The sequence below is a fragment of the Pseudomonas sp. B7 genome (genome assembly GCF_016735645.1).
Taxonomy (GTDB): domain Bacteria; phylum Pseudomonadota; class Gammaproteobacteria; order Pseudomonadales; family Pseudomonadaceae; genus Aquipseudomonas; species Aquipseudomonas glycinae.
Map to the genome: position 1 here is coordinate 279,576 of NZ_JAERRE010000008.1, position 15,773 is coordinate 295,348.

The 15,773-nt window shown below is 61.5% G+C and carries 14 protein-coding genes; 8 read left to right on the forward strand and 6 right to left on the reverse strand.

Annotation, left to right across the window (positions count from 1 at the left end):
* Positions 1-13: 13 nt before the first annotated feature.
* Positions 14-1,315 (reverse strand): HAAAP family serine/threonine permease, encoded by a 1,302-nt coding sequence (locus JKA62_RS19395; protein WP_201819068.1) that lies wholly within the window; start codon positions 1,313-1,315, stop codon positions 14-16.
* A gap of 63 nt (positions 1,316-1,378) precedes the next feature.
* Positions 1,379-2,755, reverse strand: coding sequence for an L-serine ammonia-lyase (locus JKA62_RS19400; RefSeq protein ID WP_201819069.1), 1,377 nt, complete (start codon positions 2,753-2,755; stop codon positions 1,379-1,381).
* Positions 2,756-2,890: 135 nt separating this feature from the next.
* On the opposite strand from JKA62_RS19400, the gene JKA62_RS19405 reads away from it, so the two are divergent.
* Together JKA62_RS19405 and JKA62_RS19410 are read left to right on the forward strand one after the other, a co-directional pair.
* Entirely contained in the window at positions 2,891-3,838 is a 948-nt protein-coding gene (locus JKA62_RS19405; RefSeq protein ID WP_201819070.1) for a LysR substrate-binding domain-containing protein, read from the forward strand.
* Positions 3,839-4,038: 200 nt separating this feature from the next.
* Positions 4,039-4,446: an HPF/RaiA family ribosome-associated protein gene (locus tag JKA62_RS19410; protein ID WP_011332524.1), complete on the forward strand. Its 408-nt coding sequence runs from the start codon at positions 4,039-4,041 to the stop codon at positions 4,444-4,446.
* Between the two features lie 70 nt (positions 4,447-4,516).
* Here the strand turns inward: JKA62_RS19410 and fecA are convergent, their stop codons facing one another.
* From fecA to JKA62_RS19425, 3 genes are all read right to left on the reverse strand, one after another.
* Positions 4,517-6,850, reverse strand: coding sequence for a TonB-dependent Fe(3+) dicitrate receptor FecA (gene fecA / locus JKA62_RS19415; protein ID WP_201819077.1), 2,334 nt, complete (start codon positions 6,848-6,850; stop codon positions 4,517-4,519).
* Between the two features lie 136 nt (positions 6,851-6,986).
* The gene (locus JKA62_RS19420; RefSeq protein WP_201819079.1) at positions 6,987-7,916 is read right to left on the reverse strand and encodes a DUF4880 domain-containing protein; all 930 of its coding nucleotides are present in this window, start codon (positions 7,914-7,916) and stop codon (positions 6,987-6,989) included.
* The gene (locus tag JKA62_RS19425; RefSeq protein WP_041475505.1) at positions 7,913-8,401 is read right to left on the reverse strand and encodes a sigma-70 family RNA polymerase sigma factor; all 489 of its coding nucleotides are present in this window, start codon (positions 8,399-8,401) and stop codon (positions 7,913-7,915) included. Before JKA62_RS19425 ends, JKA62_RS19420 begins: the two co-directional genes overlap by 4 nt.
* 175 nt (positions 8,402-8,576) lie before the next feature.
* Between JKA62_RS19425 and JKA62_RS19430 the strand changes: the two genes are divergently transcribed.
* From JKA62_RS19430 to JKA62_RS19455, 6 genes are all read left to right on the forward strand, one after another.
* On the forward strand, positions 8,577-8,882 hold the full coding sequence (locus JKA62_RS19430) for a DUF3649 domain-containing protein (protein ID WP_007957267.1): 306 nt from the start codon (positions 8,577-8,579) through the stop codon (positions 8,880-8,882).
* Entirely contained in the window at positions 8,879-10,468 is a 1,590-nt protein-coding gene (locus tag JKA62_RS19435) for a PepSY-associated TM helix domain-containing protein (protein ID WP_201819081.1), read from the forward strand. The genes JKA62_RS19430 and JKA62_RS19435 overlap by 4 nt, the downstream gene beginning before the upstream one ends.
* A complete protein-coding gene (locus JKA62_RS19440) occupies positions 10,468-10,794 on the forward strand; it encodes a DUF3325 domain-containing protein (RefSeq protein ID WP_011332529.1) in 327 nt (108 codons plus the stop codon). Before JKA62_RS19435 ends, JKA62_RS19440 begins: the two co-directional genes overlap by 1 nt.
* A 1-nt stretch (position 10,795) precedes the next feature.
* Positions 10,796-11,362 carry an RNA polymerase sigma factor gene (locus JKA62_RS19445; RefSeq protein WP_011332530.1) on the forward strand — a complete coding sequence of 189 codons (567 nt, stop codon included), beginning with the start codon at positions 10,796-10,798 and terminating at the stop codon, positions 11,360-11,362.
* Positions 11,359-12,348 (forward strand): FecR family protein, encoded by a 990-nt coding sequence (locus JKA62_RS19450; RefSeq protein ID WP_201819083.1) that lies wholly within the window; start codon positions 11,359-11,361, stop codon positions 12,346-12,348. The genes JKA62_RS19445 and JKA62_RS19450 overlap by 4 nt, the downstream gene beginning before the upstream one ends.
* Positions 12,349-12,452: 104 nt before the next feature.
* Positions 12,453-14,882 (forward strand): TonB-dependent siderophore receptor, encoded by a 2,430-nt coding sequence (locus tag JKA62_RS19455; protein ID WP_201819084.1) that lies wholly within the window; start codon positions 12,453-12,455, stop codon positions 14,880-14,882.
* Here JKA62_RS19455 and JKA62_RS19460 read toward each other — a convergent pair whose 3' ends face one another.
* Positions 14,883-15,758: an AraC family transcriptional regulator gene (locus tag JKA62_RS19460; RefSeq protein ID WP_011332533.1), complete on the reverse strand. Its 876-nt coding sequence runs from the start codon at positions 15,756-15,758 to the stop codon at positions 14,883-14,885.
* Positions 15,759-15,773: the final 15 nt, after the last annotated feature.

The following is a 15,773-nucleotide window of genomic DNA, read 5'->3' on the forward strand; positions in this document are numbered from 1 at the left end:
TTTACGGCCCGTTTCAGGGCAGAACCGAGTAGATGATCGCTGACAGTGCAATCAGGCCGATCAGCACCACGAACACGTTCGACACCTGGCCCGAATACTGGCGCAAGGCTGGCACACGGCGGATTGCGTACATCGGCATCAGGAACAACAGGCAGGCAATCACCGGCCCGCCAAGAGTTTCGATCATGCCGAGGATGCTCGGGTTGAAGGTCGCCACGGCCCAGCAGCTGAGAATCATGAACAGTGCGGTCGCACGGTTCAGCCAGCTCGCCGACATCACCCGGCCACGGCTGCGCAGGCTTTTGACGATCATGCCCTGAAAGCCTTCGCTGGCGCCGATGTAATGGCCGAGGAAGGATTTGGTGATCGCCACCAGCGCAATCAGCGGCGCGGCGTAAGCGATGACCGGAGTCTGGAAGTGGTTGGCCAGGTACGACAGGATCGAGATGTTTTGCGCCTTGGCCGCTGCCAGGTCCGCCGGCGACAGCGCCAGCACGCAACTGAAGCAGAAGAACATCACGGTCACCACCATCATGCCGTGGGCCATGGCGAGGATGCCGCTGCTCTTGCGCTCGGCCTGGTCGCCGTAGCGTTGTTTCTGCTCGACGGCGAACGCGGAAATGATCGGCGAATGGTTGAACGAGAACACCATCACCGGGATCGCCAGCCACAGGGTCTTGAGGAACACCGACATTTCCATCGGTTCTTGAGCACTGGCGAAGAACGCGCCGTTCCAGTTCGGAATCAGGCTGAAGCCGAGCAACAACAATGCGGCGACGAACGGATACACCAGCACGCTCATGGCTTTGACGATCACGCTCTGACCGCAGCGGACGATGGCCATCAGACCGAGGATCAACGCCAGCGACAGCACCGCGCGCGGTGGCGGGGCGATGTGCAACTGGTGTTCGAGGAAGCTGCTGAGGGTGTTGGTCAGCGCCACGCTGTACACCAGCAGGATCGGGAAGATCGCGAAGAAATACAGCAGCGTGATCAGCTTGCCGGCGCCGATGCCGAAGTGTTCTTCCACCACTTCGGTGATGTCACCGGAGCGGCCGGACAGCACGAAGCGGGTCAGGCCACGGTGCGCGAAGAAGGTCATCGGGAACGCCAGCAACGCCAGGATCAGCAACGGCCAGAAGCCGCCAACACCGGCGTTGATCGGCAGGAACAAGGTGCCGGCACCAATGGCCGTGCCGTACAGGCCGAGCATCCAGGTGGTGTCGAATTTGCTCCAGCCCTTGTGGGCTGTTTCGTTATTGCGTGTGCGGTCTACAGCGGGATTTTCGGCAGCAGGTGTGCGTACATCGGTCATCGTTTTTGCCTCGTTATTATTCTTGCTCGGGCTCACGTGTTACGGGCGGTCAGGGAGTGCTCCTCAGCACTCCACCCAGCTCACGGCCAGGCCGCCCCGTGAAGTCTCTTTGTATTTGTCATGCATGTCGGCGCCGGTATCGCGCATGGTGCGGATCACTCGGTCGAGGGAAATGAAGTGTTTGCCGTCGCCGCGCAGGGCCATTTGCGTGGCGTTGATCGCCTTCACCGCAGCGATGGCGTTGCGCTCGATGCACGGCACCTGCACAAGGCCGCCGACCGGGTCGCAGGTCAGGCCGAGGTTGTGTTCCAGGCCGATTTCGGCGGCGTTTTCCAGTTGCTCGGGTGTAGCGCCCAGCACATCGGCCAGACCCGCAGCGGCCATGGCGCAGGCGGAACCGACTTCACCCTGGCAGCCGACTTCGGCACCGGAGATCGAGGCGTTTTTCTTGCACAGGATGCCGACGGCGGCAGCGCCCAGAAAGAACGCAACCACGTCGTCGTCGGACACGTCCGGATTGAATTTCATGTAGTAGTGCAGAACGGCGGGAATGATCCCGGCAGCGCCGTTGGTCGGCGCGGTCACCATGCGCCCGCCGGCGGCGTTTTCTTCGTTGACGGCGAGGGCGAACAGGTTGACCCACTCCATCGCCGACAGGGTCGAACTGATGACGTTCGGCTTGCCGATTTCCAGCAGGCTGCGGTGCAATTTCGCCGCACGACGCGGAACATTCAGACCGCCTGGCAGGACGCCTTCGTGACGCAGGCCTTGCTCGACGCACTCGCGCATCACCGACCAGATGTGCAGCAGGCCCTTGCGGATCTCGGCGTCGCTGCGCCAGGCCCGTTCGTTGGCCATCATCAGTTCTGAAACCCGCAGGTTGTGTTGCTTGCACAGCGCCAGCAGTTCGACGGCGTTGGAGAATTCGTAAGGCAACTCGACATCGCCGGCCGGCGCTACGCCGGATTCGGCTTCGGCCGCTTCGATGATGAAACCGCCGCCGACGGAGTAGTACGTTTGCTCGAACAGTTGGCCGGATGCACCGAAGGCCGTCAGCGACATGGCGTTCGGGTGGTAGGGCAGGCTCTCGTCCAGCAGCAGGAGATCGTGCTGCCAGTTGAAGGCAATTGAACGTTCACCGGCCAGAAACAGTTGGCCGGTCTCGCGCAGTTGCTGGATACGCGGCTCGATGGTCGACGGATCAATGCTGTCCGGCCATTCGCCCATCAAACCCATGACCGTCGCGCGGTCAGTGGCATGGCCGACACCGGTGGCCGAAAGCGAGCCGTACAAACGGATTTCCACCCGCTGCACATCGTTCAGCAAATGCTGGTCGATCAGCGCCTGGGCGAAGCTCGCGGCGGCGCGCATCGGGCCGACGGTGTGGGAACTGGACGGGCCGATGCCGACTTTGAATAGATCGAAAACACTGATAGCCATGCTAAACCCTTACAAGCAATGGAGTAGGAATCGCTGCCATTTTTTGTAGGACAAGCGCAATGTCGGCGATACTGCCTACCTCGCTTCGACGTGACTAACGAAACTTCCTAAGTAAGTCTTTAGCAGGACTAAACCATGAGTCGTCAATTGCATGCCCAGACTTACGTCTGGCTGCAGGTGTTTTCCTGTGCCGCGCGGCACCTGTCATTCACCCGTTGTGCCGAAGAACTGCACATCACGCCGGGGGCGGTGAGTCAGCAAATCCGACAGCTGGAAGAGCGGCTGGGATTTCGCCTGTTTCATCGCCGTGCGCGAGGCGTGGAGTTGAGCGCGGAAGGGCAGCGACTGGCGATCACGGTCAACGAGGCTTACGGCAGCATCGACGCGGAATTGCGTCGGCTGGATGCGGGGATGATCAGCGGGATTCTGCGGGTGCGCTCGATTCCATCGTTCCTCAGCAAATGGCTGACCCCGCGCCTGCCGCGCCTGCAACAGCGTTACCCGGACATCCAGCTGCGGCTGGTGGCCGAGGACAGCAGCGTGCCGTTGCATGAGGGGGATTTCGACCTGGCGATCGACCTGAACGACGGCAGTTATCCGGGACTGTTATCCACAGCCTTGCTCGACGAGCAGATATTTCCGGTGTGCGCACCGGGCCTGTTGCGCGGACGGCCGCCGCTGCACGGGCCGGCGGATCTGGTGCACTTCCCGCTGTTGCATGACATCACCGCCTGGCGCGGCAGCTATGAATACGCGGAGTGGGAGTTTTATCTGCATGCCATCGGTTTCGAGGGTGCCGATGTGCGGCGCGGGCACACGTTCAATCGCAACCACCTGACCATCGAAGCGGCGATTGCCGGCATGGGCGTGGCGATTGCCCGACGCACGTTGCTCAACGATGAGCTGGAGCGGGGGACGTTGATCGTGCCGTTCGGGATTTCGGTGCCCAATCACAAGCGCTATGTCTTGCTTTATGCGCCGGGGGCCCTGAGCCATCCGGGGGTGCGGGCGGTGCATGACTGGCTGGTGGAAGAGGCGGGGATTTTTCGCAGCCTGCACCCGTTGGGTGATGGCCAATTGTGAGCAGATTTTTCGGGGTGGCGGGGCAACCCAACTCCCGACCTTACCAGCGCTTTACTCGGTTGTCCGGCTTTTTTTGCGAATGAATATTTATCTTTTTTCAGGGGTTGAAATGTTCGTCCGGCGGGCCGATTGTTGTAATCAAGAGGTCACGAAATCCTGTTCCAGGCCTCTTGCGAGCTAGCTGAAATAAGGGATGAACTATGCAAATCCAAGTCAACAGCGACAACCATATTCAAAGCAGCAAACGACTGGAGGAGTGGGTACGCACCACAATTGAGAGCACGCTCGACCGTTATGAGGAAGACCTGACCCGTGTCGAAGTCCACCTGAGCGACGAGAACGGTGACAAACCAGGTCCTCATGATTTGCGCTGCCAACTGGAAGCGCGGCCAAAAGGCCATCAACCGATTTCCGTCACCCACAAAGCCGATTCGCTGGAACAGGCGATCGATGGTGCAGCCGAAAAACTGGAGCACGCGCTGGAGCACCTGTTTGGCAAACTGCGCGGCAAACCGCGAGCCGCTGTGGTGCCATTCACAAGCAAAGCCAATGACAAGCTATTGGCGGAGGAGTTTGACGAGAACGAACAGGCAGCGATCAACAGTTGATGCGCTGATTTTCCAAGCCACCCAATGAGAAAGGGCCTGCAATTGCAGGCCCTTTCTGTTTTCAACAGGATCAGAAAGCCACGGAGGTCTGCACGTACACCGTGCGCGGCTCGCCGACATACTTGCCCTTGTTGTTGTCATCGAACGAGCGGGTGAAGTATTGCGTGTTGAAGATGTTCTTCACCCCCACCGCCACGTTCAGGTCCGACAGCTGCGGGCCGAAGTCATAACCGGCACGGCTGCTGAACAGCATGTAGCCGGGGATCTTGCCGGTGCTGCCGTCGGCGCTTTCTTTCGAGGTGTTGGCGTTGTCGGCGAACTGGTCGCTCTGGAAGCTGCTGTCCAGGTTGAGTTTCCATGGCCCTTCGGTGTAACCGACGCCGATCGTGCCTTTGTGTTTCGACGAGAACGGCACACGATTGCCCTTGTTCGGCCCGTCTTCGCGGATGGTCGCGTTCACATAGGCGTAAGTGGCGTAAACATCGAAGCCGGCCAGCGCCGGGCTCAAGTCGTCGAGAGCATAATTGATGCTGGTCTCGATGCCCTGATGCCGGGTTTCGCCACGGGCGATTACCGAATCATTGGTCTGGTTGCTTTCGTACTGGTTGTCGAAGTTGATCAGAAATGCGCCGATCTCCGCTCGCAGCGCACCGTTGTCGTAACGGGTGCCGAGTTCCCAGGTTCGGGCCTTCTCCGGTTTCACTTCGCCGCTGCTGACGCGGTTGGGCATCTGGCTGTATTGCACGCTACCGAACGAACCTTCGGTGTTGGCGTACAGGTTCCAGCTGTCGGACAGGTGATACAGCACGTTCAGCGCCGGCAGCGCGGTGTTGTAGTCACCCTTGTATTTGACGTTGGTCAGGTTGTTGGTCTGTTGCGATTCGATCATCTCGTAGCGCACACCCGGGGTGATCGTCCACTTGCCGATGTCGATCCGGTCATCGACGAAAAACGCATTGGCTTCGGTGCCGCCGCGCGTGTCGCGGTCATTGCGGCTATTGGTGGTCGGGTACTCATTGCTGCTGATCGGCGTGCGATAGCGCAGTTCGTGGCCGGCCTCGTTGATATAGCGATAGCCGACGCCGACTTCATGGCTGGTGGCGCCGAGGTCGAAGCCTTGAGCGAAACGGGTTTCCAGACCGCGAACCCAATACTCGCGCGGCGACAGGGAGAGGAAGGTGCCCTGGTCCAGATAACCGCTGCGCAGGGTCTTGGTGAAGAAAGTATTGGCGGTGAATTCGCGGCGGTCTTCCTGATAGCGGTAGCCGACATTGAACATCGTGCGACGGCCCCAGAACTGGTCTTTCGGCCGGGTCGACTGATACGGGTCGGCATCGTAATCGGCGACGTTCAGGCCGCCCGGCATGTCGGCCTTGCCTTCGTAATACTGGGCCATGGCGTTGAAGCTGTTGGCTTCGTCGAGCTGGTATTTGCCCTTGAGGATCAGGTCGTCGATTTCCGTGTCGCTGTGTTCGCGCCAGTCGCCGCCTCGAGTGCCGGAGTACAGCAGAGCGCCGCCCAGGCCGTTGGCATTGGTGCCGCCGGCCAGCAGGTTGGCGCTGGTCTTGAAGCCGTCGTGGCTGGACGATGGGCTGGTTTCGGTCTGGAAGCCGCCCTTGACGGTCGGCTCGTCCGGAATCGCCCGGGTCACAAAGTTGACCACGCCGCCGACGTTCTGCGGGCCGTAACGCACGGCGCCGCCGCCGCGCACCACGTCCACCGCATCCATGTTGCCCATGCTGATCGGCGCGAACGACAACTGCGGCTGACCGTAAGGCGCGAACGGCACCGGAATGCCGTCCATCAACACCGTCGAACGTGCGGCAAGGCGCGGGTTGAGACCGCGAATACCGAAGTTCAGCGCCATGTCGTGGCTGCCGGTGCCGTTGTTTTCCGGCGCGTTGACCCCGGGAATGCGGTTGAGCACATCGCGGGCCTGAGTCGCGCCCTGGCGTTCGAATTCTTCGCGGCGGATCACGTCACGGGCACCGGGATGTTCGAAGACGTTGACCTGCGCCGCTTCACCCAACCAGTCGCCGACCACTCTCGAGGTGTCCAGCTCCAGTGCGCCGTCGTTCGACGGTTGCAGGCTGAAGGCATTGCCACCTTCGGCGCGGGCTTGCAGACCAGTGCCTTCGAGCAGCGCGTTCAGACCTTGCTCGGCTGTGTAGCTGCCTTCTAGGCCACGGCTCTGCACGCCGCTGGTGACTTGCGAGCCGAACGAAATCAGCACACCGGCTTCACGGCCGAACTGGTTGAGGGCGTTCTCCAACGACGACGGGGCGATGTGATAAGCCTTGGTGTCGGCAGCCTGCGCAAGGGGCAGGGCGCTGAAGCTCAGGCTGGCGCCGAGGACGAGGTTACGCAGGGTTCGGGCCAGCGGCGTGAGGCGGGTGGGTTGCATGAAGGACAGTCCTGAGAAGGTTGAATCAAGGGGGCTTTCCTTCTCTGTCACGCCAGATCTGAAAAACGGCTCATTTATTTTTACGGGGGACGCGGAGCGTCCCGGGGCTGCGTTCCCACGCAGAGCGTGGGAGCGATCAGGCTCTGGCTTCGACCGTCACCCAATAGCGAGTAAAACGCTTCACTTTCACGGGCAGGCTGATTTCCAGCAGGTCGAGAATCCGCTCGCTGTCGTCCAGTGGATAAGTCCCGGAGATCAGTAAATCAGCGACTTTCGCATCGCAATGGAGCTGCCCGCGACGGTAGCGACCGAGTTCATCGAGGAAATCGCCAAGGCGCATGTGTGCGGCCACCAGCATGCCGTCGGCCCAGGCACCGCTGTTGGCGTCCAGTGGTTTGGCGTCAATGATGGAGGTGGCGCTGAAACTCAGTTGTCGGGCGACCGGCAGCAGCATCGGCGCGCGACCTTGCGCGTTCAATTCGACCCGACCTTCAAACAGTGCGATCTGTGTACGGTCGGCAAACTGCCGCACGTTGATCCGCGCACCCTGGGTTTTCAACAGGCCTTGGGCGGTTTGCACTTCGAAGGATTGAGTGGCGGTCAGCAGCATTTCGCCTTCGAGCAGGCGGATCAGGCCATCGCCCCGGACATCCGCCGCGCTGGCGGTGTTGAGCTGCAATTGGCCGCCGGCGCCGAGCGAGATCTTGCGTCGCTGACCGATCGGGCTGCGGTAATCGGCCAGCAGCGATGGCAGAGGATTGTGCTCGCGCATGCCCCAGGTCACCGCCGAGCCAGCGCCGAGAATCAGCAAAAATTTGAGTGCCTGACGACGGCTGCCGGACTTCGGCGCATTCAACGCGGCGTGGGCCAGTGGCGACGACAACCCGCGCAACCGCGAATTGACTCGCTGAATGTGCTCCCAAGCGCGGCGGTGTTCGCTGTGGGCGTCGATCCATTGCTGCCAGGCTTGTTGCTGACGCGGGTTCAAGGGGCCCTGCTGCATTTCCAGCAACCAGTGCACCGCCTGTTCGGCGACCTGCGCGGAAAAATCCATCGGCGGGTTCACAGGGCGAAGTAGCAGCGCATCGCCGCTTTATTCAGATGACGTTTGACCGTGGCGACGGAAATGCCCAGTTCGGTGGCGATCTGCGGATAGGTCAGGCCATCGACCTGCGCCATCAGAAATGCGCGTTTGACGGCGCGCGGCAGACCATCGAGCAACTGATCCAGCTCCATCAGGGTTTGCAGGATGATCGCTTTCTCTTCTTCTGAAGGCGCGACCATTTCCGGCATCTGCGCGAGGGTGTCGAGATAGGCGCGCTCCAGGTCCTGGCGGCGGTAATGGTTGAACAGCACGCGCTTGGCCAAGGTGGTGAGGAATGCGCGCGGCTCGATGATCACCGCCGGCTCGCGGGCGGTCAGCAGCCGAATGAAGGTGTCCTGGGCCAGGTCGGCGGCGCTGTCCGGGCAGCCGAGTCTGCGCCGCAGCCAGCCGGTGAGCCAGCTGTGGTGGGCCTGGTAGAGCGATTCGACAGGATGGGCGGACGACAACGGCATCACTCCGGGCGCATGCGGGATGCGTTAGAGAACAAGAATGGTTCGCATTGTAGGGCTGTCAGGGATGCCCGGCAATCAGACTCTTTTGCGTATGAGAATATTTATCATTAATATTGCTCACCTGTCGTTCGGCGTCTTGGTCGGACGTTAATCGTTTCAGGGTCGAAACATGAAAGCCAAACTCGCCGCACTCCCCATGTCCTATCGTCTGGCCGTCACTTCGCGGGTGCTCGCGGCGGTGTTTGGCGGCTATCTGGTCGCGGCGCTGGCCAGTGTCACGCTGACGCTGTGGCTGCCGCTGAACCGTGCCGAGGCGGTGGTGACCGGCATGACCGTTTCGTTTCTGGTCTATCTGGTGGCGGTGCTCTGGTGTTTCGCCTGTCGCACGGCGTGGTCGGCGTGGGTCGGTCTGCTGGTGCCGAGCGTGATTCTGGCGACTGTTTCCGGGGCTGCGCGCGGTCTGGGTCTGGCATGAAAGAGGGTTTTCGGCAGGCGATGGCCTGGCTGCATACATGGACCGGGCTGGTCTTCGGCTGGCTGTTGTTCGCGATTTTCCTGACCGGGACGCTGGCCTATTTCAAGGACGAGATCAATCACTGGATGCAGCCGGAAATCCCGTCACGCCCGCTCGATGCCGCCGCGAGCCTGACGCTTGCTCAAACCTATCTGCAGCAGCGTGCACCCGACGCGCCGAGCTGGCAGATCACGCTTCCCGATGCGCGCGATCCCGGAATATCTGTAAGTTGGCAGCAAGCCCCGGCCAGACCCGGCGAGCGCGGCAGATTCACCGAAAAGATCCTCGACGCTCAGACCGGTGCCGAAGTGCCCGTGCGCAAAAGCTTTGGCGGCGAGTTCTTCTACCGCTTTCACTTCCAGCTGCAAATGCCTTATCCGTGGGGTCGCTGGCTGGCGACCAGCGCTGCGATGGTGATGTTCATCGCACTGATCACCGGCATCATTACCCACAAGAAAATCTTCAAGGACTTCTTTACCTTCCGTCCGCGCAAAGGCCAGCGCTCCTGGCTCGACGGACATAACGCGGTGGGCGTGCTGGTGCTGCCTTTTCACCTGATGATCACCTACAGCAGTCTGGTGATCTTCATGGCGATGGTGATGCCGGCGAGCCTCCTGGTGTCCTATGGCAGCGATCGCAGTGCGTTTTACGACGAAGTGTTTCCCGAAGCGCCCACACCGGAGCGCGCAGGCATACCCGCCACATTACCTGCAATGGCGCCGCTGCTGGCGCGTGCGAGCGAACAATTGGGCGGTGGTAATGTTGCGCGGGTGACCGTGATCAACCCCGGCGACGCCAATGCCTCCGTGCAGGTGGCGCGTGCCAGCTCCGACAGGATCACCTACGAATACGGTAACGACGTGACCTTCAATGGAGTGAGCGGGCAAATCCTCGATGCGACTCCGGCCAAGCCGCTGCCGATGGCGATTGCCGGCAGTTTTTATGGTCTGCACATCGGCCACTTCGCCGGCCCGGTGCTGCGCTGGCTGTATTTCATCTGCGGCCTGGCCGGCACGGCAATGATCGGCACCGGACTGGTGATCTGGCTCGGCAAGCGTCAGCTCAAACACGCCAAAACCGGGGTGATGCCGTTCGAACTGCGGCTGGTCGAAGTGCTGAACATCGCCAGCATGGCCGGGCTGATCGGTGCGGTGGCGGCGTTCTTCTGGGCCAACCGTCTGTTGCCACTGAGTCTCGACGGCCGAGCCAACTGGGAAGTGAACACATTCTTCATCGCTTGGACATTGAGCCTGGTGCATGCGTTGCTCCGGCCCGGTCGCAAAGCCTGGGTCGAACAATTGACGCTGGCAGCGCTGCTGTTCACCACGGTGCCGTTGCTCAACGCGTTGACCACTGCGCATCACCTCGGCGTCACGCTGGCGCAGAAGGACTGGGCATTGGCCGGTTTCGACCTGACCTGTCTTGCTGCCGGTCTGCTTCTGGCGTGGGCTGCCTGGAAAATGCAGCGTGCCGCTCACACCGTCCGAGTGGAAAAAACACGTCGTGAAACGACCCGGCCGATCACGCTTGAGCAGGGGACGCGCTGATGTTGCTGGCGCTGTTGCTGTGTTACGTCGGATTCACAGCGTTGTGCCTGTCGATGCCACGGCATCACGATGAGCTGCTGGGTCGCAAGCCCTCATCCCGACGAGTTAGAAATCTGAAGCTCGCCGGTTGGTTGCTGCTGTGCCTTTCACTCTGGGCCGCCGTGGCTGCCAAAGACTGGGGATTTGGTCTGGTCGACTGGTTCGCCGTGTCGATGTTCAGCGCATTGTTGCTGGTGCTGCTGATGCCGTACCGACCAAAACTGGCATTGTCGCTGGCGGCGTTGAGCCTGTTGGCTGCGCCCGTCGCCGCATGGGCGTGGTGGTGACATGCTGATCGGCCATCCTCCCGAACACCGTGACGACGAGCCCCATGGCGCCCGTGCGCATTTTCTTCAGGTGTTCCTGTCCCAGCGTTCGCAGATGGAAGCGCTGGTGAGCCGGCGCGTCGGTTGCCGGGCGACCGCGGCGGATCTGGTGCAGGACCTGTTCCTGCGTTTCTGGCGTCGGCCGCTGGTGCAGGTCGAAGAACTCAGCACTTATCTTTTGCGCTGCGCCGGCAATATCGCCATCGACCATTTGCGCAGCGAAGGCGCGCGAGTTCGAGTCACCGAAGGCTGGCAACCGGACGAGCCGGACAGCAGCGCCAGCGAACCGCAGGCGGCGCTCGAAGCGGGCAACGATTTGCGCCACGTCGAGGCGGCGTTGCGCGCGCTGCCCGAGCGCACGCGGCAGATCTTTTTGCTCAATCGCATCCACGGGCGCAAGTACGCCGAGATCGCCAAGGCCATGGGCCTGTCCCAAAGCGCTGTGGAAAAACATATGATGCGCGCCCTCGAGGCCTGCAAGGCCAGCCTGCGCGAACCCGCGCCACGCATGCCAGGGAAAGCACCGTGAACAACACCGAACGCGTCGTACCGACGCCCGCGCAGGAACAGGCCGCTTTTGCCTGGCTGAGCCTGCTGCACGACCGCCCGAGCACCGGTGATCAACTGACCTTCAGCCAGTGGCTGCACGCTGACCCGGCTCACGCCGAGGCCTACGCCCAGGCGCAGGTGGTTTGGGAATTGAGCGAAGGGCCGGCGCGCACTCTGGCCGATGAAGACGCGCTGGCGTTGCAGGGTTTGCTCAATGCGATGGACCAACCGCGCCGTGTACCGGTTCGACGCTGGGCCGGCGCGCTGGCCATGGCGGCCTGTCTGTTGTTGATGATCAGCCTCGGCACAGGTTGGCAGCCGCAGCGCTGGATCGATGATCTGGGCGCCGATTACGTGTCGGCACCGGGCGAGATCCGCACCGTGATCCTCGCCGATCAATCGCAGGTGACGCTGGACGCCGACAGCGCCATCGCCGTGGATTTCAGTCACGGCGAGCGGCATGTGCAACTGCGCCGGGGCGCCGGATTTTTCAGCGTGACTCACACGGGCGATCCTTTTGTGGTGGAGGCCGAGAAAGGCCAGGCGCGAGTGTTGGGCACGCAGTTCGAAGTGCGCCTGCAACCGCAAGGTGCCCAAGTGACAGTGCTGTCCGGACGCGTCGGCGTGACGCCATCCCGCGATGGCCAACAGCAGGTTCTGACCGCTGGCCAGCAAGTGGCGTACGGCGCAGGCACCGCGGAAAAACTCCACGCCGTGGACAGTGAAGCGCAACTGGCATGGCGTCAGGGCTGGCTGACTTACTACAAGTCGACACTGGCCGATGTGGTGCAGGATCTGCGGCGTTATTACCCCGGGCGCATCGTGTTGCTCAACGACGAACTGGGCGCGCGCAAGGTCAGCGGCAGCTTTCCGAGCAAGGATCCGCAAGCCGTGCTGAATTCGCTGCAGGGGGTTCTGGGATTCGAGCAGCATCAGGTGTTGGGCAAGCTGATCATCCTGCGCTGAAAATATTTTCAAATTTGTGGTGAGGTAAATCCCGACGCCATCCGTGTAGTGACTGAAACTGCGAGTCATTCGCATCCGTTGCGGTTCTACACAGGTCATGAGCAATGAAGTCCAGGGCAAAATCGGGTTCGGTCAAACAGTGGTTAGGCGTTTCGGCCTTGAGTTTTTCGGCATTGGCCCCGTTGCCGCTGAGCGTGGCGCTGGCCGCTGAATCCGTCAGCAGTCAGCTGCAAAAGCAATTCAGTTTTTCTCTGGCTGCCAAACCGCTGCCGCAAGCCCTGAGCGACTTCAGTCGCGTGACCGGGCAGAGCGTGGTCTACACCGATGAAGCCCCTTACGGCCTGACCGCACCGCCGATCAACGGCCAGATGAGTGCCGAACAGGCGCTGCAACGTCTGCTCACCGGCTCTGGCCTGACCTTCCGCCGCACCGACAGCCACACCCTGGCGCTTGAGCCGCAACCGACCGCTGGCGCATTGAACCTCGGTGCGACCACCATCACCTCGGTGGCCAACCAGCCGATGAGCTACCAGCCACCGGAAACCAGTTCGGTGATGCGCTCTTCCGCTTCGCTTCAGGAAATCCCCCAGACCGTCAACGTGATTCCGGCCCAGGTCATTCGCGATCAGGCTCCGCGTAATCTCGATGATGCACTGGCCAACGTCAGCGGCATCACCCAGGGCAACACCTTGGGTAGCACCCAGGATTCGGTGATGACCCGCGGCTTCGGCGACAACCGCAACGGCTCGATCATGCGCGACGGCATGCCGGTGGTGCAGGGCCGTGGCATGAACGCGACCGTGGATCGCGTCGAAGTGCTCAAGGGCCCGGCCTCGCTGCTTTACGGGATTCAGGACCCGGGCGGCGTGGTCAACATGGTCAGCAAGAAGCCTGAGCTGACTCAGTACAACGCGCTGACCCTGCGCGGCTCGACCTACGGTGACGGCAAGAATGGCAGCGGCGGCTCCTTCGACAGCACCGGTGCGCTGGGGGATTCCGGTCTCGCGTATCGCATGGTGCTGGACCACGAAGACGAAGATTACTGGCGCAACTTCGGTACTCACCGTGAATCGCTGATTGCGCCGTCGCTGGCCTGGTATGGCGAGCGCACCAAGCTGTTGTTTGCCTACGAGCACCGCGAATTCCTGACCCCATTCGATCGTGGAACCCTGATCGATCCGCGCACCAACCATCCGCTGGATATCTCGCGCAACGAACGTCTCGACGAAAAATTCAACGACATGGAAGGGCGTTCGGATCTATATCACTTCGAGGCCGACCACGAACTCAACGACGACTGGAAAGCCCATTTCGGCTACAGCTGGAACCGCGAAACCTACGATGCCAGCCAAGTCCGCGTAACCGCGATCGACACCAAAAAAGGCACCTTGACCCGCAGCATGGACGGCACCCAGGGCGCGATCAGCACCGACCGCTTCACCACCGCCAGCCTCGAAGGCAAGGTCAACGTGCTGGGCATGCAGCATGACCTGGTGTTCGGCGTCGACGACGAATACCGCAAGATCTACCGCGCCGACCTGATCCGCCAGAAAAGCCTGAGCACCTTCAGCTACGTCAATCCGGTCTACGGCCGCGAAGTCGAAGGCACCACCGTCAGCCCGGCGGACAGTGCGCAAACCGATCTGCTGCGCAGTGATTCGGTGTTCCTGCAGGACTCGATCCACCTCAATGACCAGTGGATTCTGGTGGCCGGCGGGCGCTTCCAGGAGTACGACCAGTACGCCGGAAAAGGCGTGCCGTTCAAGGCCAACACCGACAGCAACGGCCAGAAGTGGGTGCCGCGCGCGGGTCTGGTGTATCGCTACACCGACGAACTGTCGTTCTACGGCAGCTACACCGAATCGTTCAAACCGAACTCGACCATCGCTCCGTTGAGTGGTAGCAGCACCGTGCTCGACGGCAGCATTGCGCCGGAAGAGGCCAAGTCCTGGGAGCTGGGCGCACGCCTCGACATGCCGGGTCGCATCACCGGCAACATCGCGCTGTTCGACATCAAGAAACGCAACGTGCTGGTGGCCAACGCCGAAGGCCCGACCACGATCTACAGCGCCGCCGGTGAAGTGCGCTCCCGTGGCCTGGAAGTGGATCTGACCGGCCAGCTCAGCGACCGCTGGAGCATGATCGGCAGTTACGCCTACACCGACGCCGAGGTTACGGAAGATCCGGACTACAAAGGCAACAGGCTGCAGAACGTGGCGAAAAATACCGGCTCGCTGTCGGCGGTCTACGACTTCGGCAGCGTGATCGGTGGCGATCAACTTCGGGTCGGCGCCGGTGCGCGCTATGTCGGTGAACGAGCGGGTAACGCAGTGAATGATTTCGATCTGCCGAGCTACACCGTGGCCGATGCGTTCGCCACCTACGACACCAAGGTTGAGGGGCAGAAGGTCAAGTTCCAGCTCAACGTGAAGAACCTGTTCGACCGCACCTACTACACCTCGGCGGCGAGCCGGTTCTTTGTGTCGATGGGCGACTCGCGGCAGATTTCGTTGTCGAGCACGCTGGAGTTCTGATCAGCGCAAAAACGCCTGGCGATACTCGCCGGGCGTTCCACCCAGCACCTGGCGAAAGCGGTTGGTGAAATGGCTGGCACTGGCAAATCCGCACGCCAGGGCAATCTCGCCCAACGGCAACGCTGTCCCGCGCAACAACTCCCGGGCCCGGCTCAAACGCCGTGCCAACACATACTGATGCGGCGGTAGACCGAAGCTCACCCGGAACATCCGCGCAAAGTGGTATTCCGACAACGCACACAACCCGGCCAGTTGCCCGAGGCTGATCGGCTCGGCCAGTTGGCTGTCGATGAATTCCACCAGTTGCCGACGTTGATGCGGCGCCAGTCCACCCTTGAGACGCAAGCCCTGACGTACCCCGACCTGACTCAACAGGGTATGGCTGATCAGTTCGTGGGCCAGGCTGCTGGTCAGCAGACGTTCGCCGGGTTCGTCCCAGTTCAAGGTCAGTAACTGGCGAAACCGTTGGGCCTGTTGTGGATCTTCCAGAAACGTCTGTTCGCGAAGCTGCATTTCCCGGGGCTCGCGATCCAGCAGCGTGACGCACCCCAGGGCAAATTGTTCGGCGCTGAAATACAGGTGAGCCAGACGAATGTCGCCGTTAATGACCCAACCCGATTCGTGGTCGGCCGGCAGGATGCACAGCTTGTCCGGGCCGCCCTTGTGGCCGGGTTCGCCACGACGGAAGGTGCCGGTGCCGCCGGCGATGTAGCAGGAGAGGGTGTGATGGCTCGGCGCTTCGTATTCCTGGGCGTCGTGGTGATTGGTCCACAAAGCTGCAGACAGGCCGTCACCCAACTCGGCGCTGTGCACCAGGCGTGCATTGAGCGAATTGTTGAGGGCTTGAAAGACTTGCAGGGTATCGATGGCGGCCATAGTCGGTTCTCTTCA